Origin of the sequence: Nostoc sp. UIC 10630 (assembly GCF_010747425.1) — a bacterium.
Classification (GTDB): domain Bacteria; phylum Cyanobacteriota; class Cyanobacteriia; order Cyanobacteriales; family Nostocaceae; genus Nostoc.
The window spans coordinates 1-20105 of record NZ_JAAGOG010000109.1 but is presented as its reverse complement, the minus strand read 5'-3'; the positions used below and the strand labels follow the sequence as shown (position 1 = coordinate 20105).

Sequence of the window (20105 nt, the reverse complement as noted above, 5' to 3'; positions counted from 1 at the left end):
TATCGCTAAATCCTCATTAAGCCTTTTAGTAAATTAATTAGCAATTTATTACAGCAGATACAGATATTAAAGTCTGGAAAGTAAGCAGTTTTTTAGAAAAGCAATACCTCCTTGGTTATAGATGTAGCAAAGCGATCGCAAGTTTGATACGATTAGCTTGTAAGAATTCCCAAAGCAAGATTGTCACCATGAGCAACTCGACTCCGATGGATGACGAAAAAAATCTCCCTAAGAAAAAGGGGAGGACACTCCCTCCGAAGCTCATCATCTGGCTGGGAAAATTTGTCTGGACGACTATGTGGCAAATAATGATGTCGAAGCTTGCTCCTAGCAATCAGTCGGGAGCATATATTCGTCCTAATAGCCAGTTTCGCAAGTTCATTGGTACAGAAGAAGGAAATCCATACCCACCAGCAGCAGGACGCTACAAACTCTATGTTGGGTTGGGTTGTCCTTGGGCGCATCGAACCCTGGTTGTGCGATCGCTCAAAAAGCTCGAAGCGGTAATATCAGTATGTATTGTCTCTCCTTCTCCCATTGAAGGCGGTTGGATATTCAATGATGAAGTTGAAGGTTGTCGTACACTAGCTGAATTTTATCAATTGGCAGAACCTGGTTACAGTGGACGCTCTACAGTTCCAATTTTATGGGACAACCAAACAAAAACTATCGTTAATAATGAGAGTTCAGAGATTATCGTCATGCTGAACTCGGAATTTAACGAGTTCGCCAACAATCCCACACTGAATCTTTACCCAGAAGCACTCAAAGAGAAAATTGACTGGTGGAATGAGAAAATTTATCACGCGGTAAATAACGGTGTGTATCGCTGCGGTTTTGCCCAAACCCAAGAAGCATACAATCAAGCCTGTAATGAACTGTTTGCGACTCTCGATGAGATTGACATTGCATTGCAAACTAGTCGATATCTGTGTGGAGATAATCTCACGCTTGCAGATGTCCGTTTATTCACGACGTTGTTTAGGTTTGATAGTGCCTACTACGGGTTGTTTAAGTGCAATAGGCAGCGAATTCGAGACTATCACAACTTGGGAGCTTACTTAAGGGATGTATATCAGCTTCCCGGTGTAGCTGACACCTGCGATGTCGAGAGTGTAAAGCGTGACTACTACGGGAACCTCTTCCCTCTCAATCCCGGTGGGATTATTCCTGATGGGCCTGATATGTCTTATCTTTATGAACCATCTGGGCGCGATCGCATCGGCACGCTGAATGCTTCATAATGTACATTGAGAACTGATACCTCGATGGCTGCATTCTGGAGTTGGTGTCATTGTGAACCAGATTAATCGAGTTGCAATTGTTGGTGGAACTCATGGCAATGAGTTTACTGGGGCCTATTTAATCGAAAAATTTGCTCAATTTCCCGACTTGATTACTAGACAAAGTTTTGAGACAGTTACTTTGCTAGCAAATCCTAACGCTTTTGCCGCAGGTAGGCGATATTTAGAGAAGGATTTAAATCGCTGTTTTCTTCAGCAAGATTTACAAGATCCAACTCTTAACAGTTATGAAGAATTGCAAGCTAAATCAATTCATGACACTCTAGGATCAAACAGAAATAAACAAGCAGATTTTATCTTAGACTTACACAGCAGCACAGCTAACATGGGTCTGACAATTATTTTGGTAAACAGTCATCCCTTAAATTTGCAATTGGCTGCTTATCTCAGTCAGATTAGCCCTTTAGTAAGGATTTATCGCTGCTCTTTTAAATCAATTACAGAAAATCCATTTGTAAATTCCCTGTGCGAATTAGGCTTTGCGATCGAGGTTGGCCCTATTGCCCAAGGTATCTTAAAAGCGACGTTGTTCCAACAAACAGAAGAACTTATTTATGCGGTTCTCGACTATCTAGAACAGTTTAATCAAGGTAAAATTGCATCAACTAATGAAACGTTGATTCTCTACGACCATTTATCAGTTGTGGACTATCCAAAACAACAGGATGGTAAAATCTTTGGGATGATTCATCCAGAGCTTCAGGACAAGGATTACCAAGCCTTGAACCCAGGAGATCCAATATTTATAACTTTTGACAATAAAACAATTGTTTATGAGGGTGGATCTACCGTTTGGCCGATTTTTATTAATGAGGCAGCTTACTACGAAAAGGGAATTGCAATGTGTTTGACTCAGAAGCAGCAAATCAATATCTAAAATGTTGAAAATTTTTTGTATAATCGCTTTTTATTGAAACTAATGATATAAATTGAGCATCATAATCTAGAAAATATGCCGATCTAATTTATAATCTTTGTAGCTGGTGCGATGTCTAATAGCGGGTCGTAGTCACTTCTAAGGAATAAAGTTGCAGGTTATTAAATCTGTCTTCCTAAGACTTAATTTACGCTTAAAATTATCCAAATACTTAAACTCATAATGAAAACGAAGCTACGAGGAAACAAACCAATAGCCAGTCTTTCTTTAGACTTGGATAATGTTTGGTCTTTTCTAAAAAATCAGGGCGCTCCTGGTTGGGAAACTTTTCCCTCTTACTTAGATATTGCAGTCCCTCGTTTCTTAGATATTTTTCAGCAGTGGAATGTGACAATCACAGTCTTCATTGTGGGTCAGGATGCAGCCTTGGAAAAGAACACTAAGGCATTACAAGCGATCGCTAACGCTGGTCACGAAATAGGTAATCATTCATTTTACCATGATCCTTGGCTACACCTATATTCAGAGGATGAAATTGAACAAGAAGTGGCGTTGGCCGAACAACATATCAAGCGCGTTACTCATCAACATCCTATCGGCTTTCGGGGGCCTGGATACAGTTTTTCGCCTGCGGTATTGAAAGTCCTAGCACGACGGGGATACGAATATGATGCTTCAACTTTTCCCACATTTTTGGGGCCCATAGCACGAGCTTATTATTTAATGACCTGTAAACTGAGCAAGGAAGAACGCAAGAAACGCGAAGCCTTGTTTGGCGGTTTTAAAGACGGTTTGCAGCCTTTAAAACCTTACCAGTGGAAGATGGGTAAGGATAAATTGACTGAAATTCCCGTTACCACCATGCCAATTTTCAAGGTGCCAATTCACTTCAGTTACATAATGTATATAAGTACATTTTCTTCTGAAGCTGCGTTACTATATCTCCGAATTGCCCTATGGCTGTGTAAACTTACACGTGTCCAGCCTTCTTTGCTATTCCATCCTACAGACTTTGTAAGTCAAGAGGATGTGCCAGAGTTATCATTCTTCCCTGGAATGAGTCTCCCCACCTACAAGAAACTGGCGATAGTGAACAAAAGTTTGGAAATTATATCCAGTCAGTTCAATGTTGTAACTGTTGGGCAACATGCAAAATCCGTAGCTGATGCCCATAAGATACCAGTATTAGTGCCTCAGAAGAGGTAAAAATATAATTTATGCGATTGATTCAATCCAATTTGTATCCTTAATACAGGCAAAATCAACTTTGACCTGTTTCAGTTTTGAAACCAGCTGACATTTGCTAGCAAGAATGTGTAAAGTAATTAAAAGTAAATTACTATCTCTAATCTTTAGCACATCTATCTATGGTTAGAAAAACTCAACGCCTTTTGCTGCTAGTTATTTCCTGTAGTATAACTGGTGTAATTTTGGGAGGTACTGCTGCTTGGGCAGAAAGTAATCTCTGTTTGGAAGACAGTAAAGTTACAAGCGACTGTCTAACTCAAGATCCGATCCAAAAAACTATCCAAGGAATGAGTACCGGATTGTTAGCTGGGGCTGGGGCCGCTTGCGGTGCAGTATGGCAGTTAAGGCATGAAGATTGAGCGTGAACTACCTACTACTAACTCGTATTATCGGGTTAGTGGTAGGTAGTTTGCTAATTGGGAAGATCAGTCTTTTTTTGACGGAGAGAATTATAGCTAATTCGGAAGAGGGTTGCATTACAAAAACTGGGTACGGAAAAATTTATGTTGAAGTTGGGCGGTCAATCATCCCGATCTATATGGCTTTGGAAGAATACCGATCTATTAATGCACGGGCAAATTTCTGGTGTTGTTCAGCTAGATATTGAGGAGAGATAAACTGAGCATTGCCCATGAAGCGGTACATCCAGCGACAAAACTCCTCCAGCGATCGCTCAGGAAGTTTAACAATATAATCTACGTAAGTAGGTTTGCTATGTGTCTTATTCATAAGTCTGGGTTAATCGCCTGAATTGGTGAACGAAATAATAAGCTTTTTGGTCACTTACGTTGTTTTATTGACAAAATATCACCCCAGATATACATTGCTGAAACTATTACTGTAAAAGGGGTCATGACGAAATACGTGTAAAATGGGACACGTTGTAAAGAAGAATTACAGAAAGCACTTTCTCGATTTACTAACTTGCCCAAAAATGATGAAGAAGCTTTTTACATTTATGACCGTAGAATCGACTTTTCACCCTTGCCACTTCATCAAACTTGCCCATAAATGATTGTTTATGGGCAAGCTTGAGGCATTGAAAGCGGTGAAGAGTTGATTTTAGTGTGCAAAACTTTGATTGCCCCAATACCATTTATGGGCAAGTTGGTAAATCAATAAAACACGTTCCGCAACATTTGACCCCGTTGTGGATACAGTGATGCGAAATCTTCATCCTGATAAAACATCCCAAGTTCATCACGCAAGCGCATATATAAATTACCTTTTGGAAATGCGGCTTTGGCTACACGTACCGTTTCATTGGGAATAGGAGGAATTTCTTCAGGATGTAAACACATATACTGCCTCCAAACGTATTTCCTCTAGTTTATTGATAATTGAGGCAGCTAACTTAATTTTTTTCTTCCTGTGTAATACACGGGAAGGGATATCTATCTTCTCCATGTATTACACGGGAAATCCGCCGTTTTTATGTTAAGTAATATTTCGCCAACGGTATCGGTATCCCGGCTGAACCTTATATAGTCCTGCTACCCGACCACGGTGATGCCTTTCACCGACGACTTAACTTTTTTAGCTACCATTATTTCTAACTTTTGATAGACTATTTTATTTTGATTGATCTATCAAAAGTTGGGATAATATTTTTGTATGATGAGTAGGATTAATTTAAGACTTAATCAGGCATTTTTATTGCAAAACTGTGATTTGAAAAGGGGATAAAAATACTTAAAAATCAAACATAGCAACGCGCAGAGAAATATCAATTAGAGCGCGTAGAGCGCGAATGCTTTTCATCTAATCTCTGTGATAAAAATATTATTGTCTGTCCAAAATGCTAAATTTTGGAAAAATACTCACCTGGGTTTAGTAATCAGAAAACTTGATAATTTACTGAGTTTAATAAGAGAGGCATTATGAAGAAGTTAGTGTCTAATTTACCAAGCCATTTGATTTTGTTCTTAGTAATTATGGCTCCATCTGTAGTGGTTTCTGAGCTAGTACAAGCTGCAAACTCTAATCAAAATATTCCAGTTAAGGAGGCTATGAACCCTGTAGATACTATTAATTTTTCCTCTAGTTTAAGTGAAAAGATACAAGCTATTACAGGAAACAGACAAACTGTAGCAGTTGATCCACACAAACCTCAGCTACTAGCGCGAAGACCAAGATTTCGCTTGTTTGATAATGGTCCTAGTTTCGTACAAAACCAACCCTATCAAGCTAATCAACAAGGTAATCGTCCTTCAGCATTAGAAACTTTTCAATCTTTGATACATTAAAGTTTAGTGGATGAGAAAGCATAATTAATTTAGAAAAAACTGATGATTCTAAATTAATTATGCATCTAAAATATTGTCGAAACTCACTGTTTAAACTTATGAAATCGGAAGCTAGACAGGTTCAATTTGTGGTTAAAACTTCTAAGCTTTGTAACTTACGCTGTCGCTATTGTTATGAATACTTAGAACTAGGTGATAGAACAACAATTGCGCTAGAACAACTGGATAAAATGTATCATCACATTGCTAATTATTATAGTCAGATTGACTTGAAAACAGAAATTCAGTTTGTTTGGCATGGTGGAGAACCACTCTTGCAATCACCTGATTATTATTGGCGTACTTTTGACCATCAGCAACAGATTTTTGGAGAACTGGCAAGTTCTGTTACTAATGTAGTTCAAACTAACCTGACAACACTTAACAAAGAAAGTATCCGATTATTATCCGAGGGATTTGATGGTGTCGGTGTTTCTGTTGACTTATTTGGAGGTCTACGTGTTAAGCAATCAGGAGTTGATTCTTTATTAACAGTTTTAAAAAATATGGATCGCTTACTAAATGCAAATGTTTCCTTTGGATGTATTACTGTTTTAACTAAATTAAATTTATCTTATCTTCAAGAGATTTTTAAATTTTATGAAAAGATGAAGCTTCATTTTCGGATTTTACCACTATTCAATGGAGCTTTTGAAGGGCAACATCAAGGATTTGAAATTACTCCACAAGAAGTTCTGCAAGCTTTTTGCACTCTTGTAGATATGTGGATGGAAAGCCAAAATATGGTAATGATTTTGCCAATTATGGAATATATAGAAATAATTCTTCGTCACTATAGCTCTGATTCTCAACTATATTTTTACGATAAGACGGAATGGGAATCAATTTATGTAGTGAATGTTAATGGTGATATTTATAGTTATGGAGATGCTTATAAACCAGAATTTTGTCATGGAAATTTATTTCAAAGTCCTTTAGAAAATATTATTTTAAGCCCTGTACATAAAAAAGTAATATCCGCAGCAGAAGAACGCATGATGTCTGTCTGTACTTCCTGCCAATATTTTGGAAGTTGTAGCGGTTATCCAATGGCTGAAGAAGCTATTATTAATAATCAATTTGATGAAGAAGGCAATATTGATTGTATCATCGAAAAAGGAATTTTAAAACACATAGAATCACGTTTAATCCAATCGGGTATTATTGAACCAATTTCTCGAAAAATCAATATTGAACAGCCAAAGCAATTCCCAGTAGTTTCAGCATTAGACTGTCCGTTATAAAAAAATACTTTTAATTAGGTAAACATAGAAGTTTTTAGGTAATCTTTGTGATAATTACAAGTGAAAATTTAAATTTAAAAAAAAGCATCCAAATTTTTTATCCCATCAATTCTGGAGGAAATAATCCCAGAATTAGGCTGAGTTCCGGAACATTCCAAAAAATCGAATTAGAAGACGATAAAGTTAAATATCGCAGTGGTGCTTTTCTACCCAAAGAACCTTGGAGACAAACGAATACAACAGAATATAACCTGCTTTTTAGCAATGAAGCTATGTCCAAACCGAAGACATGGGATATCGGTTCACATATAGCTATAGTTCGCATTCCCGAATATGCCTTGTTGCCTTTGGGAAAATTTAATTTTCGTTCAATAGAAACAGTAGAAGAGTATCAATCTATTGTCAGTAATCTTGAAGGTGAAAAAGCAATTAAAGAAGTTCTCAATCGTCTTTCAGATTACATTTTAAATCCTCAAAATTTAGAAATATTAGGTATTCAAGTTACTGAGCCTAATTTCAAAACTGTAACTGTTAATTATTATGGCAATTCTAACGAAAAACTGTTCGTTGGTATGCACCTTGATAGTTGGGATAAAGCACCATTGAGACGCAGACATAAATCCCGAAATAGAATTTGCATTAATTTAGGGCAAGAAGATAGATTTTTTTTGTTTATTAACCTAACTCTGATGGATATGTTTCGACATTTGGGGTTGTCTGAGACTGAGGATATTCATAAGCATTATAGAGGTACAGAAATAGGGTACGAGTTTATGCTGCGATATCCTTCATATCCTGTAGTTCAATTAAGAGTTGCACCAGGGGAAGCATATATTGCTCCCACTGATAATATAATTCATGAAGCTTCCACTATCGGTAATCATTATCCTGATATTACTTTGACTTTTCTTGGCTATTTTGGAATATGAAAACATTGACTCGAATCATCGTGCAGGTCTCCCGCCCAGGAGGTTCTTCTGCCAAAGCTCACCCAAGCTATAGTCTTCCGGGAGCAATGCGATTTTGTGAGGTCTGGTCAAAAACAAGCGATCGCACTGATCGTTGGTGCATTCTCCTGTTTGAGTCAGTAAAGCACTTGCAAGCGTTCTTTGGCTGTTGATGTCTTCAAGAGCTTGCCCCATCTTGGTTTCAGCCTTAGCGTGCAAATTATCTCTTTAGGCACGGTGATGCCAAGATGGAGGTATTTATTAATTGATAATAGTTCGTAATAACTCTTGAGTGGCGCGACTCTCAACGGAGTAATGGGGCTTGTGGCGTAGTAGACTGTCCATAATAAGTCGCGTACACCGGACACTACCAGCGAGAATAAATGAGGCCCTCACCCCCAACTCGTCTACCCAACAAGCATTACATATCTAGAGAATACCTTACACCAACTGAGGTGCGATCTCTTTTGATTGGGGCGATTTATGACATTTCATATCTGCGTGTGAAGCAAGTTTTAAGCACCTCATGCCAATAAAAAAAGACTGGAACTATGATAAAGTCTGCTGTTGAGTTTATTGCTCCTTTTATACATTTACAGCCAATGATTTCCATGCTTTCTGGCAAGCCAATTGTCTAACTGTGCTAACACTTAGCTGCAACGGACTGAATCGATATCTGGCTTGGGATGCAAAAAAGTAAGCATCTGGACGCATTTGCATTCTTGGTAACTTATAGAGAATAATCACAAAGAAAGCAGCTTTGGCATCTTCGTGCGAGATAATAAATATAAAATATGGTGATCGCAATCGATTTTGGTACTAGCAACACAGTCATTGCTCGTTGGAACCCCGTAACCCAGCAGCCAGAAACCCTGACTCTACCAGGTTTATCAATCAAACAAAGTCTCAATCCACCACTGATTCCCAGCTTGGTTTATGTTGAAGACGCAACCCAAAATCAAGTCTTAGTCGGGCAACAAGTACGCGATCGCGGTTTTGACCTCAAAGGTGAAACTAGATTTTTCCGCAGCTTCAAACGCGGTATTGGTGCAGATATCCAAGGTTTCTTACCCGAATTAGATGGGCAAATTGTCACCTTTGAACAAGTAGGACAATGGTTCCTCACCAAAGTAATTGAAGAACTAGCACCCCTACAAGGTGGGTTAGATTCTCTCGTGTTAACCGTACCCGTAGACAGCTTTGAAGCCTATCGTCACTGGTTGGGGAACGTTTGTCAATCCCTTCCCGTCGAACAGGTGCGAATGCTGGATGAACCCACAGCCGCAGCCTTGGGTTATGGTTTAGCAGATCAAGAAATTCTCTTGGTAATTGACTTCGGGGGTGGAACTTTAGATTTGTCCCTTGTCCGGTTGGATCAAGGCGTGCAAGCAAGCACAAAGCCGTTGGGATTTCTCCTCAAGTGGGGTAATAAGTCTCTGGCTGAAAATTCAAAACAAAAAGTTAAAACAGCCCGTGTCCTGGCGAAAGCTGGGCAAAATCTAGGCGGTACTGATATTGATAATTGGTTGGTAGATTACTTTGCCAAAACTCAAGAATTGGCAGTAAGTCCCTTGACAACACGATTGGCAGAACGGGTGAAAATTCAGCTATCAACCCAAAACCAAGCTAGTGAAGTTTATTTTGATGATGAAACATTTGAAAGTTATGAATTGGAATTAAACCGCGACACTTTTGACGATATCCTCAAAGAACACGCATTTTTTGAGTTATTGGATGAGTCGATGACGACACTGTTGCAGCAAGCAAAGCGCCAAGGGATAGAACTTCCTGATATTAATGCCGTTTTGTTAGTTGGTGGAACAGTGCAATTACCAGCAGTGCAGACATGGATAAAACAGTATTTTGAGCCAGAAAAAATCCGTTGTGAACGTCCATTTGAAGCGATCGCTCAAGGTGCATTACAGTTAGCTCAAGGGATACAAATCAAAGACTTTCTTTACCATAGTTATGGTATCCGCTACTGGGATCGCCGCAATCAGCGTCACAAATGGCATTCTTTAATTAAAGCTGGACAGGCATATCCAATGAGTCAACCAGTAGAATTAGTTCTAGGTGCTTCTTTGGAAAATCAGCCCAGCATTGAACTAATTATGGGAGAATTGGGAGCAGATACGGGTAGTACTGAAGTTTATTTTGATGGCGATCGCTTAATTACTCGCCGTCTGGAAAATACTGAAACCAGCGTCAAGCCTCTCAACGATCAAGAAGGCGCGAGGACAATTGCTCAACTGAAACCAGCAGGATATCCTGGAAGCGATCGCATCAAAATTCTCTTTCAAGTTGATGAGCAACGCTTTTTGCGAATCACCGTTGAAGACTTGTTAACCAATGATACGCTTTTGGAAAATCAACTTGTGGCACAGTTGAGTTAAACTATTGCGCGTTTAACTAAAAGGATTTAAAAGTGGGATACCGCAGCCATCAAAATCCCGGATGTTGCGCGTAACTAAAGTCAATTGATGAATTTGAGCAGTAGCAGCAATCATCATATCTGCTTGGGTATGTGTTTTCCCACTTAATCTTAGTTGACCTCGCAATTCACCGGAGCGCTTGGCAATTTCAATTGTGATAGGCAATACTTGACAGTTATTTTCTAAAAAGCTCTCGAACCATATTTGAATTCTAGGGTTGGGCTTGAATGTCAATCCGTAAAATATTTCTTCAACGGTGATCGCACTCAAAACTATAGAGGAAACTCTTTCTGCCCATTTCTGTACACCAGAGTTAGGTTGGAGTCTTACTAATTCGCTGATAATGTTAGTGTCACAGAGAAAAGTCATCGATGGCATCAGCGAAGGGGTTAAGACGGTCTTGGCGGGAGGGTACTTCGAGGATATAATCTTCTTCAACAACTATCTGGCGTAGTTCTTTGAAAACATCAGCTAGAGAAATCTTTTCGCGCTGCTTGCGCCATGTCAAGAACTCCTCAAATATTTCAGCTTCAACAACAACAGCCACCAGTTCATTGCGGTTGTATATAAGTTGCGGTTCCTTTGTGACAGCATGAATCAGTTCAGAGAACCTCTGTTTCGCTTCTGCAATTCTCCAGTTCATTCTCTTACCTCTTTTCTTCGCAATCATGTCTATTATAGACATGATTTATGTCTATAATTTGGTATTTTCTATAGAGCGATGTCCACGACGAGCTACGCCTACGCTTCTTCTCCTTCTCATTCGAGGCGAGTTATTCTTAGCTACCCATCTTTAACCATCCAAAAACTTGATTGACGGTTAGTGCAAGTTCAATTTCTGGTAATACAGGCAAAAAATCTTCTCCCTGGAATAGGATTGGCTGTTGCTCTGGTAGAAATACCAAAATACTCAAATCATCAGGATCGAGAAACCATCCCAGGCGGCTACCATACTTTAGACAGTAGAGAATATTCCCAATTACCTTGTTGGGTTTTTGTTCTGGCGAAAGAATCTCAATCGTCCAGTCTGGTGGAAGTTCAAAATTATCAGGTACTTCACGATCAACGGTAAACGGTATGCGTCCCCACTGAAATACAGCTACATCAGGTACAATTGAGCGATCGCCAAAACTACATCGTAATTCTGGAAAGGCATAGGCAATCTTCTGATTTTCCGCAACTTCATTCACAACAGCACCGAGTTTGCCTTGCAAGCGGCTGTGTCTCCCTTTTAGCATTGGCTTAGGAATAATCTCACCGTTAATATATTCACTCGTAGGCTTTGTTTCTGGGAGTTTCAGAAACTCCTCCAGGGTAATTAGTTTAGTAGTTGAGTAGCTCATAGCTCCTAAATACCTCGAAGATGTGTTCTTACTTTGGCAAGATGTATAGACAGGTGCTTAACTCCGTGAACGCACCTGTCCATACATCAAATCCAGAATTGCAACTCTTAATTACGAATTACGAATTACGAATTAACAATTATTTATGCACCACTACTAAAGTCCCATAGCTAGCCCAGTTGTAAACATTGCGTGCTTGCTTAACAGGTAAATTTACGCAACCGTGGCTGACTGGAGTGCCAAAACGATTATGCCAGTAAGCGCCGTGGATGGCGTAGCCTCTGTAAAAATACATTGTGTAAGGAACATCAGGAATATTGTAGCCCCTGCCTCGCATCCGGTGAGTGCGATACTTAGAATTAATCCGAAATCTACCTATGGGTGTGGGAGTCGATCGCTTCCCTCCAGAAATACGGTATGAATAAACAAGTTTTTTGCCTTCCCATGCACGTAACCGTTGTTCTGACAGGTCAATTTCAATCAAGCGAGGTTGGGATGTTTGGCTGATATTAGACTCAGTGATGCCATTTTCATCTACTGACGCAGCGATCGCTTTATCAGAGTGGCGATCGCCTGCTAACGGTGCTGACCAAGAAAATAAAGCCACCACCATCAGCGCCACACCTGTACAAAAAGTTTTGGAAGAACGAATCCCACCACTACGAATCCAGGATTGCATTATGCCTCACCTTCTAAAGTACGCAAAAATCATGAAGTGAAGTAATTTTCTGGAAACTACAAATTTCCAGGTTGATTACTAATTTGCTGTGAAGGATTTACGCAATTCATCCGCTAATGCTTTTCCAAACCAGTCCTAAACTAATCCGCATTTAATTAGTCATTGGTCATTTGTCATCCATTAATGACTAATAACAACTTTTACAAAAAAAATCTGTAATTTAAATGCGTCAATGCAAATTTTCCCCGCATTAATATTTGCATTTGGAGTTTCACACAGTAATTGTCAGGATTTACGCTTATTTCTTTGGGGGAAACTGGATAATACCAAATTTAGGAAAAGACTTTTAGTCCTAAATACCAAATTTAAAATCCAAAATTGGTATGAATCCCCTTTTATATATTTTATTTCAAATTCAGTAATTCCGACTCCGAAGATTCCCAGCATAAAATATTGCTGGGAATCACTCAATTGTCTTGATTTGTTGTTATTAATGATTTTTCATAGATTGCCTTTTGGCTGGTTTACCTACTATTTCTGGATGATTATTGGTGTCCCTACCGATGCCCACTCAAATAGCCATTTAGCGTGTTTAGGTGCAAGATTCACACAGCCGTGGCTCACTGGTGTGCCAAATCTTTTATGCCAGTAAGCCCCGTGAATACCGTAATTCCCTTGGTAAAACATCGCATGAGGAACGTTAGGAACATTGTAGTTTTCTCCCCGCATCCGTGTAGTTTTAAACTTGGATTGAATTTTAAAAGTACCAACAAGAGTGGGAGTAGCTTTTTTGCCGGAGGAAATAGCACTTCCATAAACCACTCTGTCACCTTCCCAAGCTATTAATCGTTGCTTTGAAAGGTCAATTTGAATCCAGCGTTGATCTGATTGTTGTAATGTCTGGATTTTTTGGGCAATTACTTGATCTTTAGAATTTGCCCAAACTTCACTAGTTCCAGTAGTAGTAAAAACACTTAAAGACAGTACTGTACCAGTAAGAAGTATTTTTAAGCGATGCACCCAGTCAGGATAAATCAGTTTTTTCATTTTAGATACACTCACACTCAAATCATGAAGTCTTGAGAAACTTATCAGGTTTCACTTTTATTCCCTATCTATTACTTTAATAGACGTGAATTTTTGATGATTTGATTCTAATTTAACCTAACTGTTGTATAAGGTTTTTTGCCCTAGATGCGATCGCTTGCCAATTTCCCTCTGTGACAAGCTTTTTGGGAAATAATTCACCGCTCAAACCGACAGCGATCGCTCCGGCTTGCAAAAATTCTTTAGCATTTTCTAGAGTGACACCGCCTGTAGGAATTAAGGGAATCTGACTTAGTGGCCCTTGCAAACTTTTAATGTAATCAGCTCCTCCCACTGCTTGTACGGGAAACACTTTTACACAACTAGCGCCCTGACTCCAAGCGGTAACAATTTCTGTAGGAGTCAACGCTCCTGGGATGATAGGTATATCTTTTTCTTGTGCTGCTTGAATCATTGCTGAGTCAACGTGGGGTGTGAAGAGGAATTGCGCCCCAGATGCGATCGCTTCTTGTAGCTGTTGCACATTGAATAACGTGCCAGTACCAATGATACAGGCTGGTAATTCTGAGCGTAGTTGACTGATTAATTCTCCAGCGCGATCGCTATTCCAGGTAATCTCAATCAGATGCATACCCCCAGATGCTACAGCCATTGCCATTTCGTGTCCCACTTCGATTTTAGGGGCGCGGATAACTGCGATCGCACGATGTTTTTGCAATTGTGATAACCAAATTTCATTAGGCATTTTGACTGGGAATTAGGGATTAAGGACATTCCAGTGAGGTGTTTTAGCGCAACAGCGTAACGCACCTGTTATCTGTAGGCGACGCATTAGGCTTAACCCCGTAACTACTGGATAAATTTTCTGGAAGTCCCATGAGTCCAATACAAACCTAACCCTATCTGCAAGAGCAAGTACTCTCTATTCTGAAGATATGCAAGATGGGTTAATAGTAGCTAGCTAATTTAAGAATTGTGAATAGTTTAAAAAAGGCTAGAGACTGCATCTAAGCTGTCTCTAGCCTTAATTTACTTAATGGGCAGTACCAGACTCGAACTGATGACATCCTGCTTGTAAGGCAGGCGCTCTACCAACTGAGCTAACCGCCCTTTTGACTAATCCTTAACTAATATAGCAGAAGATTTTGCATTGCGCTAGTAGTTTTGGGAAAATCTTTTTTTCTCTTATACTGGCTCAGTATTAAGTTACTCAGCACGGGCTAAACGCCCCGCTATCGCTAACAGGATTTAGGATGCCCTCTGGTCGGACGCACGATCGCATTACTATGTATGCTCTGCCGTTGGTGGCGGGCATTACTTTCTGGCAGACTCGCAGTAGCAATGCAACTTTGTTGGTTGCAGGTGGGTTTCTATTTGGAGGGCTGATGTTTGGCCCCGATTTGGATATTTACTCTGTGCAATTTCAACGCTGGGGTTTCTTGCGCTGGATTTGGCTACCTTATCAAAAAAGTCTGCGGCATCGTTCTTTTTTATCCCACGGGCCGATTATTGGCACGATTCTGCGAATACTTTATCTAGGGTGTTTGCTAGCTATCTTGGCAATTTTGGTTTTGGCAATTGCCGAAAAATTATGGAATCTGAGTTTTACTTGGCAAGATTTGGGACAAACTGTGGGGCGATCGCTCCTGCAATATGATACTGAATATGTCGCCCTGTTTTTGGGGTTGGAACTTGGTGCGATGAGCCATTCTCTCAGTGATTGGAGTGGTTCGGCATACAAGCGCGTGCGAAAGCAGGGGGTTCGGGGGTTGCTTCCTAGTGGCAAAATGAAGAAGCGGAAAGTTACAAGTCGCGGTACTCGTCGAGCTACAGTTACCAGAAAGAGCAACGGCAGAACGACAAAGGACAAATGACAAATGACAAATGACAAAGTTGAGACTTTGGCAGCTTTGCAGGAATTGATTGAGGTGGTGACGAAGTTGCGATCGCCTGATGGTGGTTGTCCGTGGGATTTGGCGCAAACTGCCGAAACGCTTACGCCTTATGTGATTGAAGAAGCTTATGAGGTGGTGGATGCAATTAAGAGTGGGGATCAGAAGGCGATCGCAGAAGAATTAGGCGATTTATTATTACAGGTGGTATTGCAAGCCCAAATCGCTAGCGAATCGGGACAATTTTCTCTTAAAGAAATAACTCAGGGGATTTCCCAAAAGTTGATTCGCCGTCATCCTCATGTGTTTGGTGATGTGTCGGTAGCCAGTGTGGATGAGGTGCGGCAAAATTGGGAACAAATCAAAGCGCAGGAAAAAGGCGAACCATCCCCAGACGCGCAAAAACTTAGTGCTAAACTCGGTCGTTATGGGCGCACCCTTCCCCCGTTGACAGCAGCGATGAAGATTTCTCAAAAAGCTGCTGCCATTGGCTTTGAATGGGAAAATATTCAGGGCGTTTGGGATAAGTTTCATGAAGAATTGGGTGAATTTCAACAGGCTTTAGCTGAGGAAACACCAGCGCGACAACAAGCAGAATTAGGCGATTTACTCTTTGCAGTTATTCAGCTAGCCCGTTGGCATAATCTTGATCCTAGTGCTGGTTTGCAAGGTACAAATCAGCGATTTGTCCAGCGATTAGAAAAAATGGAGGCAGTTGTCGCTCGCCCCCTTTCTGATTACAGTTTGGATGAGCTAGAAAATTTGTGGCAACAGGCAAAAGCCCAACTTGCCAAAGAAGGCTCATAAATTAATTTCTAATTATCCAGGACTTACGCCAACAATGTCTCAAGCCCTGATTTTCAGATAGGGGTAATTTATGAATTTCCCCTAACGCCCAATAGTAAATTAAGTACAGGCGACATCATAGCCAAGCTCGATCGTATTGAACAGGCCAGAGTTTATCGTGTCCTAACTGTTTAGCTGCCAGATGCGGCCAATAAGGATTGCGGAGTAGTTCACGTCCTAACAGCACTATATCGGATACTTCTGTGCGAATAATCTCGTCAGCGTCTTCAGGGGCTGTAATTAACCCTACGGCTCCTGTATGGATATTGGCTTCGCGGCGGATGCGTTCGGCAAACTGAGTCTGATAACCAGGTTGAATTGGGATCTTGACACCCGGTATAATTCCCCCTGATGAAGTATCAATGAGATCAACTCCTAGAGATTTAAGCTTGTCACTTAAAGCGATACTTTGCTCGATGTCCCAACCCCCATCTACCCAATCGGTAGCAGAAATACGTACCCAGAGTGGATTTGTCTGGGGCCAAACCTCTCGAACTGCTTGAACAACTTCTATGAGCAGACGAGTCCGGTTTTCAAAGCTGCCACCATAATCATCTTGCCGTTGGTTAGCAAGGGGTGAAAGAAACTGGTGGAGTAGATAACCGTGAGCAGCATGGATTTCCACTACCTTAAAACCAGCTTGTAGAGAACGTTTAGCACCTTGGACAAAGGCATCAATAACTTCCTGAATTCCCTCAAGACTTAGGGCTTCTGGAACCGGACTATCTTGGCTAAAGGCGATCGCACTACTCGAAACTAAGGGCCGCCAACCTTCCTGAGATTCATCCAGCGTTTTCCCTCCCTTACTGGGTTTGGCAGTGCTGGCCTTTCTACCTGCATGAGCAAGTTGAATCCCTGCAACAGCGCCAAAGTTATGAATCAATGCCACAGTTTTGGCTAAAGTTTCTATATGTGCATCTGACCAGATTCCCAAATCTTGCGGGCTAATGCGCCCACGCGGTTCTATAGCTGCTGCTTCTGTGAACACTATACCTGCGCCGCCTACTGCGCGAGAAGCTAAATGAATAACGTGCCAATCATTAGCATATCCATTTGTACTGGAATATTGACACATGGGTGAAACAGCAATGCGGTTCCGGAAGGTAACTTCACGAATCTTGAATGGTTCAAATAGATGTGCCATTAATATTGATTCCTTCTCTTGCTAGGTGAAACAAATTGGGGAGAGATTTACAGGATGAACTCGATCGATTTTGCATGAAATAGCTAGAGATATTATACGGAGGAGATTCTAGTAGAAAAACTAGAGTAACCCAGGTAGCATTAAAGGTTGGAAATACTAATGCAATGTTCAATGATGCTTCTCGTAATACAGGCGGCTCACGAATGAGTTGCACAAGACTCATAAATCCCACCTGCTGAACAATCTATGAGACGCGCAAAGAAGGCGGAATTCTTATATGGAAAGTGTTTCGTTCATGTGGAATTGGTGGTTTATTTACGTCGTAGCACAGCAGAAGCCAGATTAAGATTTGGATAAATCGGCTTATCATCAGACTCTTGCCTCTGCAATTCCCAGATATCACATCCTACTTCTTCTTGATCCACTAATAACTGGAGATGATCTGGTAATTTAGTTTTTTGCGAAATTGTCCAATTTTCTCCATATAAACATTCTCTTTCAATTTGTCCAGAAAACATAAGTTTACTCTCCAGTAATGTCACAACTTAAGTTTAGTAACTCTTAATTTTTGAAAGACAAAGTAATAAATTCTCATCTTTCATTTTCATTCGCATTTAAAATACACTTACTATTTGTCCCTAATATTGTTTCTTAATAAAATTTCTCACTTGTGGATAGTTAATTAGCTCTTTTAGCTTCTGAGTTTTCGATTCCTTTTCTCGACCTAATTGGACTTCTTCACCGATTTAAGATTTTCCAGAAAAGACCGAGTGTGCTTAATAAAACTATATTTAATGCCACTAAATTGATTGTGAGTTCCTTGACAGTTTTATTCATAAAAGGCCTTTTTGAGATTGGAAACCCCAACCTCAAAAAAACTAATTTGGGGTAATTCACTCATTAAGACTCCTGAATTTTCCTCCTTCCCGCGTCTGGCTTGGGAAGGAGGTTAGGTTTTTGGTAGACTTTTTCATATAACGTGAAAAGTCAGGTAATAGGGCTAAAAGTTTATTTGGCACTAAATTTTGAGTTTATTGGCTAATTAAGACAATTTACCGATTAAACTACTGTAACTCGACCAATTTAAAGTAGTATGCATTTATGAGGTTTGCATAGATCGTGCTAAAAAACAAGAGTTTGTTGAGATTTATTAATATTACTCATTCAGAGAGTTAAGTCTGTGGCGAAAACTTTCTAAAAAAATAAAGAACAAGTATAATTTTTATCCTCAATGGTTAAAACAACAGATTCTGCGTCGAATGCGTTATGGGATGTTTTAAAAGTCTCTTTGTCGGGATCAAAAGTTCTAGATGCCTCTAAATCCATGCCACCTGCTCATCGGGGAGACTTACCTTGGCGCTCAATACTGCTCGGTTAAAGGGAAAAGCGTAAGGAGAAAAGGAGTGGAAGGCTCGATATATAAGGTTTTTTCCCCTTTAACCTGAGTCCCTTTCCCCAAAACCCGACAAGTATTGCCTTGGTGCGAGCCTTTTCCTTTGGGACAAGACCGCAGTTGTTCCCCTTAAAAAGGCTGACTTTAACTGTAGTCGATGTCGATAAATTGACCAGCAGTTTGCTGTCCAAATTAGGATGTTCCCAATATTTTCGCCATTACCATTGTGAAAAAGGGTGTTTTACTAAATTGCTGTTGAAATATCTGGAATCATCAGAAACTTCTTGTCCAATCCAACTTGGTAGTTCAATTTGTTGATTTTCATCATTCAGTTCAACTTCTGCCAAGATTAATCCTTTATTAACACCATCAAACTCGTCTATTTCCCAAATCAAACCACCCGATTGGATTTTATATCTAATTTTTTCTATAAAGGGACGTTCACATAATGCCTCAAGCATTTCTTGAGCATCTTCAACAGGAATAGGATATTCAAACTCTAATCTCGAATATTTTATACTGGGGCCTTTAATAGTCAAATAACTCTTTTCCCCTACTATACGTATGCGTACAGCCGTTTTGTCTTGTGTGGCAATGTATCCTTGACGATATACACTACCTTCAACTAATCCTCTCCAGCTATCTCCTTTCACTAAAAATTTCCGCTCTATTTCTTTCGCCATTTTAGTTACCTAATTATTTGTTTTTGTCTAGAAACAAGCTGAGTTATTTTCAAAAAAGCCTATGCGATCGCTCATTTGCACAATGACTATCTTCTAATTCAGCGTCTCCCCATTAGTCAACTGCTGTCAGGATTTAGGTCTGTCAAATTTTTCAACCGCATACTCTGACTCTAATACACCCTTACCTGACTTTAAAATATGTTGGTAATAACAACCTCTACTAGGGGTGGAGAATAAGTACTTCGTAAGGGTTCAAAGTACGTCAAAATTTAGATAAACGCGATCGCACTTACTGACAATGCAGATTACCCAAAGTCTCCATACAGCAATTCTTGTGACTGATTTAGAACGCTCTGAACACTTTTATGGCAAAGTATTGGGATTATCCAAAATAGATCGTTCCCTGAAATACCCTGGTGCATGGTATCAAGTCGGTAACTATCAGATTCACCTAATAGTTGCACCTACTGTCCCCACCGAAAACCCAAACGAAAAATGGGGACGCAATCCTCACGTCGCTTTCTCGGTTGCTAACTTGGACGCTGCAAAACAAGAGTTGCTCGATCATAATTATCCCTTTCAACCCAGCGCTTCTGGTCGCCCTGCCCTATTCACTCAAGATCCTGATGGAAATATTATCGAGTTGAGCCAGGAGTAAGGGGGAGCAGGGGAAGAAGAACTATTTATTGACTAATGACTAATGACCAATGACTAATGAAAATAATTGCCTACTCTTACACC

Annotated in this window: 24 protein-coding genes, 1 tRNA gene and 1 pseudogene; 12 read left to right on the top strand and 14 right to left on the bottom strand. The window is 40.1% G+C overall.

Annotation, left to right across the window (positions count from 1 at the left end; all coding sequences use genetic code 11):
- The first annotated feature begins 188 nt into the window (after positions 1 to 188).
- The 4 genes from G1O98_RS22845 (at position 189) to G1O98_RS22830 (ending at position 3788) form a co-directional block, all read left to right on the top strand.
- Complete coding sequence (locus G1O98_RS22845) at positions 189 to 1244, top strand: glutathione S-transferase family protein (RefSeq protein ID WP_163932213.1); 1056 nt, start codon at positions 189 to 191, stop codon at positions 1242 to 1244.
- A gap of 52 nt (positions 1245 to 1296) precedes the next feature.
- Complete coding sequence (locus G1O98_RS22840; RefSeq protein WP_163932210.1) at positions 1297 to 2181, top strand: aspartoacylase; 885 nt, start codon at positions 1297 to 1299, stop codon at positions 2179 to 2181.
- Positions 2182 to 2403: 222 nt separating this feature from the next.
- Positions 2404 to 3387, top strand: coding sequence for a polysaccharide deacetylase family protein (locus tag G1O98_RS22835; RefSeq protein ID WP_163932206.1), 984 nt, complete (start codon positions 2404 to 2406; stop codon positions 3385 to 3387).
- A 161-nt stretch (positions 3388 to 3548) separates the two neighbouring features.
- Positions 3549 to 3788: a hypothetical protein gene (locus G1O98_RS22830; RefSeq protein WP_094327835.1), complete on the top strand. Its 240-nt coding sequence runs from the start codon at positions 3549 to 3551 to the stop codon at positions 3786 to 3788.
- Positions 3789 to 3963: 175 nt separating this feature from the next.
- Here the strand turns inward: G1O98_RS22830 and G1O98_RS22825 are convergent, their stop codons facing one another.
- On the bottom strand, positions 3964 to 4158 hold the full coding sequence (locus tag G1O98_RS22825; RefSeq protein ID WP_163932203.1) for a WYL domain-containing protein: 195 nt from the start codon (positions 4156 to 4158) through the stop codon (positions 3964 to 3966).
- Between the two features lie 410 nt (positions 4159 to 4568).
- A pseudogene (locus tag G1O98_RS22820) lies at positions 4569 to 4730 on the bottom strand (IS5/IS1182 family transposase); the annotation flags it as partial.
- Positions 4731 to 5309: 579 nt separating this feature from the next.
- On the opposite strand from G1O98_RS22820, the gene G1O98_RS22815 reads away from it, so the two are divergent.
- From G1O98_RS22815 to G1O98_RS22805, 3 genes are all read left to right on the top strand, one after another.
- A complete protein-coding gene (locus G1O98_RS22815) occupies positions 5310 to 5675 on the top strand; it encodes a hypothetical protein (RefSeq protein WP_163932200.1) in 366 nt (121 codons plus the stop codon).
- A gap of 98 nt (positions 5676 to 5773) precedes the next feature.
- Positions 5774 to 6958, top strand: coding sequence for a radical SAM protein (locus G1O98_RS22810; protein ID WP_163932197.1), 1185 nt, complete (start codon positions 5774 to 5776; stop codon positions 6956 to 6958).
- Positions 6959 to 7005: 47 nt separating this feature from the next.
- Positions 7006 to 7887 carry a hypothetical protein gene (locus G1O98_RS22805; protein WP_163932194.1) on the top strand — a complete coding sequence of 294 codons (882 nt, stop codon included), beginning with the start codon at positions 7006 to 7008 and terminating at the stop codon, positions 7885 to 7887.
- Between the two features lie 15 nt (positions 7888 to 7902).
- Here the strand turns inward: G1O98_RS22805 and G1O98_RS22800 are convergent, their stop codons facing one another.
- Together G1O98_RS22800 and G1O98_RS22795 are read right to left on the bottom strand one after the other, a co-directional pair.
- A complete protein-coding gene (locus tag G1O98_RS22800) occupies positions 7903 to 8100 on the bottom strand; it encodes a hypothetical protein (protein ID WP_193867201.1) in 198 nt (65 codons plus the stop codon).
- 390 nt (positions 8101 to 8490) lie between these two features.
- Positions 8491 to 8712, bottom strand: coding sequence for a hypothetical protein (locus G1O98_RS22795; protein ID WP_163932188.1), 222 nt, complete (start codon positions 8710 to 8712; stop codon positions 8491 to 8493).
- Here G1O98_RS22795 and G1O98_RS22790 point away from each other — a divergent pair.
- Positions 8700 to 10298, top strand: coding sequence for an Hsp70 family protein (locus G1O98_RS22790; protein WP_163932185.1), 1599 nt, complete (start codon positions 8700 to 8702; stop codon positions 10296 to 10298). The two genes, G1O98_RS22795 and G1O98_RS22790, sit on opposite strands and share 13 nt — an antisense overlap.
- A gap of 12 nt (positions 10299 to 10310) precedes the next feature.
- Here the strand turns inward: G1O98_RS22790 and G1O98_RS22785 are convergent, their stop codons facing one another.
- From G1O98_RS22785 to G1O98_RS22755, 7 genes are all read right to left on the bottom strand, one after another.
- Positions 10311 to 10715: a type II toxin-antitoxin system VapC family toxin gene (locus tag G1O98_RS22785; protein WP_228057977.1), complete on the bottom strand. Its 405-nt coding sequence runs from the start codon at positions 10713 to 10715 to the stop codon at positions 10311 to 10313.
- Positions 10690 to 10980: a type II toxin-antitoxin system prevent-host-death family antitoxin gene (locus tag G1O98_RS22780; protein ID WP_163932182.1), complete on the bottom strand. Its 291-nt coding sequence runs from the start codon at positions 10978 to 10980 to the stop codon at positions 10690 to 10692. The genes G1O98_RS22785 and G1O98_RS22780 overlap by 26 nt, the downstream gene beginning before the upstream one ends.
- Positions 10981 to 11116: 136 nt before the next feature.
- A complete protein-coding gene (locus tag G1O98_RS22775) occupies positions 11117 to 11680 on the bottom strand; it encodes a Uma2 family endonuclease (protein ID WP_163932178.1) in 564 nt (187 codons plus the stop codon).
- Positions 11681 to 11819: 139 nt separating this feature from the next.
- Positions 11820 to 12359, bottom strand: a complete 540-nt coding sequence (locus tag G1O98_RS22770) for a L,D-transpeptidase (RefSeq protein ID WP_163932175.1) — start codon at positions 12357 to 12359, stop codon at positions 11820 to 11822.
- A 531-nt stretch (positions 12360 to 12890) separates the two neighbouring features.
- Positions 12891 to 13406 carry a L,D-transpeptidase gene (locus G1O98_RS22765; protein ID WP_163932171.1) on the bottom strand — a complete coding sequence of 172 codons (516 nt, stop codon included), beginning with the start codon at positions 13404 to 13406 and terminating at the stop codon, positions 12891 to 12893.
- A 112-nt stretch (positions 13407 to 13518) separates the two neighbouring features.
- The gene (locus G1O98_RS22760; RefSeq protein WP_163932168.1) at positions 13519 to 14151 is read right to left on the bottom strand and encodes a bifunctional 4-hydroxy-2-oxoglutarate aldolase/2-dehydro-3-deoxy-phosphogluconate aldolase; all 633 of its coding nucleotides are present in this window, start codon (positions 14149 to 14151) and stop codon (positions 13519 to 13521) included.
- Between the two features lie 292 nt (positions 14152 to 14443).
- Positions 14444 to 14516, bottom strand: a tRNA-Val gene (locus G1O98_RS22755).
- A 143-nt stretch (positions 14517 to 14659) separates the two neighbouring features.
- On the opposite strand from G1O98_RS22755, the gene G1O98_RS22750 reads away from it, so the two are divergent.
- Positions 14660 to 15280 (top strand): metal-binding protein, encoded by a 621-nt coding sequence (locus G1O98_RS22750; RefSeq protein WP_163932165.1) that lies wholly within the window; start codon positions 14660 to 14662, stop codon positions 15278 to 15280.
- Positions 15281 to 15283: 3 nt separating this feature from the next.
- Positions 15284 to 16105, top strand: a complete 822-nt coding sequence (mazG, locus tag G1O98_RS22745; protein ID WP_163932162.1) for a nucleoside triphosphate pyrophosphohydrolase — start codon at positions 15284 to 15286, stop codon at positions 16103 to 16105.
- Positions 16106 to 16220: 115 nt separating this feature from the next.
- Here mazG and G1O98_RS22740 read toward each other — a convergent pair whose 3' ends face one another.
- Positions 16221 to 17288, bottom strand: a complete 1068-nt coding sequence (locus G1O98_RS22740) for an NADH:flavin oxidoreductase/NADH oxidase (protein WP_163932159.1) — start codon at positions 17286 to 17288, stop codon at positions 16221 to 16223.
- A 311-nt stretch (positions 17289 to 17599) separates the two neighbouring features.
- Complete coding sequence (locus G1O98_RS22735) at positions 17600 to 17806, bottom strand: hypothetical protein (RefSeq protein ID WP_163932156.1); 207 nt, start codon at positions 17804 to 17806, stop codon at positions 17600 to 17602.
- Positions 17807 to 18519: 713 nt separating this feature from the next.
- On the opposite strand from G1O98_RS22735, the gene G1O98_RS22730 reads away from it, so the two are divergent.
- Complete coding sequence (locus G1O98_RS22730) at positions 18520 to 18666, top strand: hypothetical protein (RefSeq protein ID WP_163932154.1); 147 nt, start codon at positions 18520 to 18522, stop codon at positions 18664 to 18666.
- 233 nt (positions 18667 to 18899) lie between these two features.
- On the opposite strand, the gene G1O98_RS22725 is transcribed toward G1O98_RS22730, so the two are convergent.
- The gene (locus tag G1O98_RS22725; RefSeq protein WP_163932151.1) at positions 18900 to 19364 is read right to left on the bottom strand and encodes a CYTH domain-containing protein; all 465 of its coding nucleotides are present in this window, start codon (positions 19362 to 19364) and stop codon (positions 18900 to 18902) included.
- Positions 19365 to 19662: 298 nt separating this feature from the next.
- Between G1O98_RS22725 and G1O98_RS22720 the strand changes: the two genes are divergently transcribed.
- Complete coding sequence (locus tag G1O98_RS22720; protein ID WP_163932148.1) at positions 19663 to 20022, top strand: VOC family protein; 360 nt, start codon at positions 19663 to 19665, stop codon at positions 20020 to 20022.
- Positions 20023 to 20105: the final 83 nt, after the last annotated feature.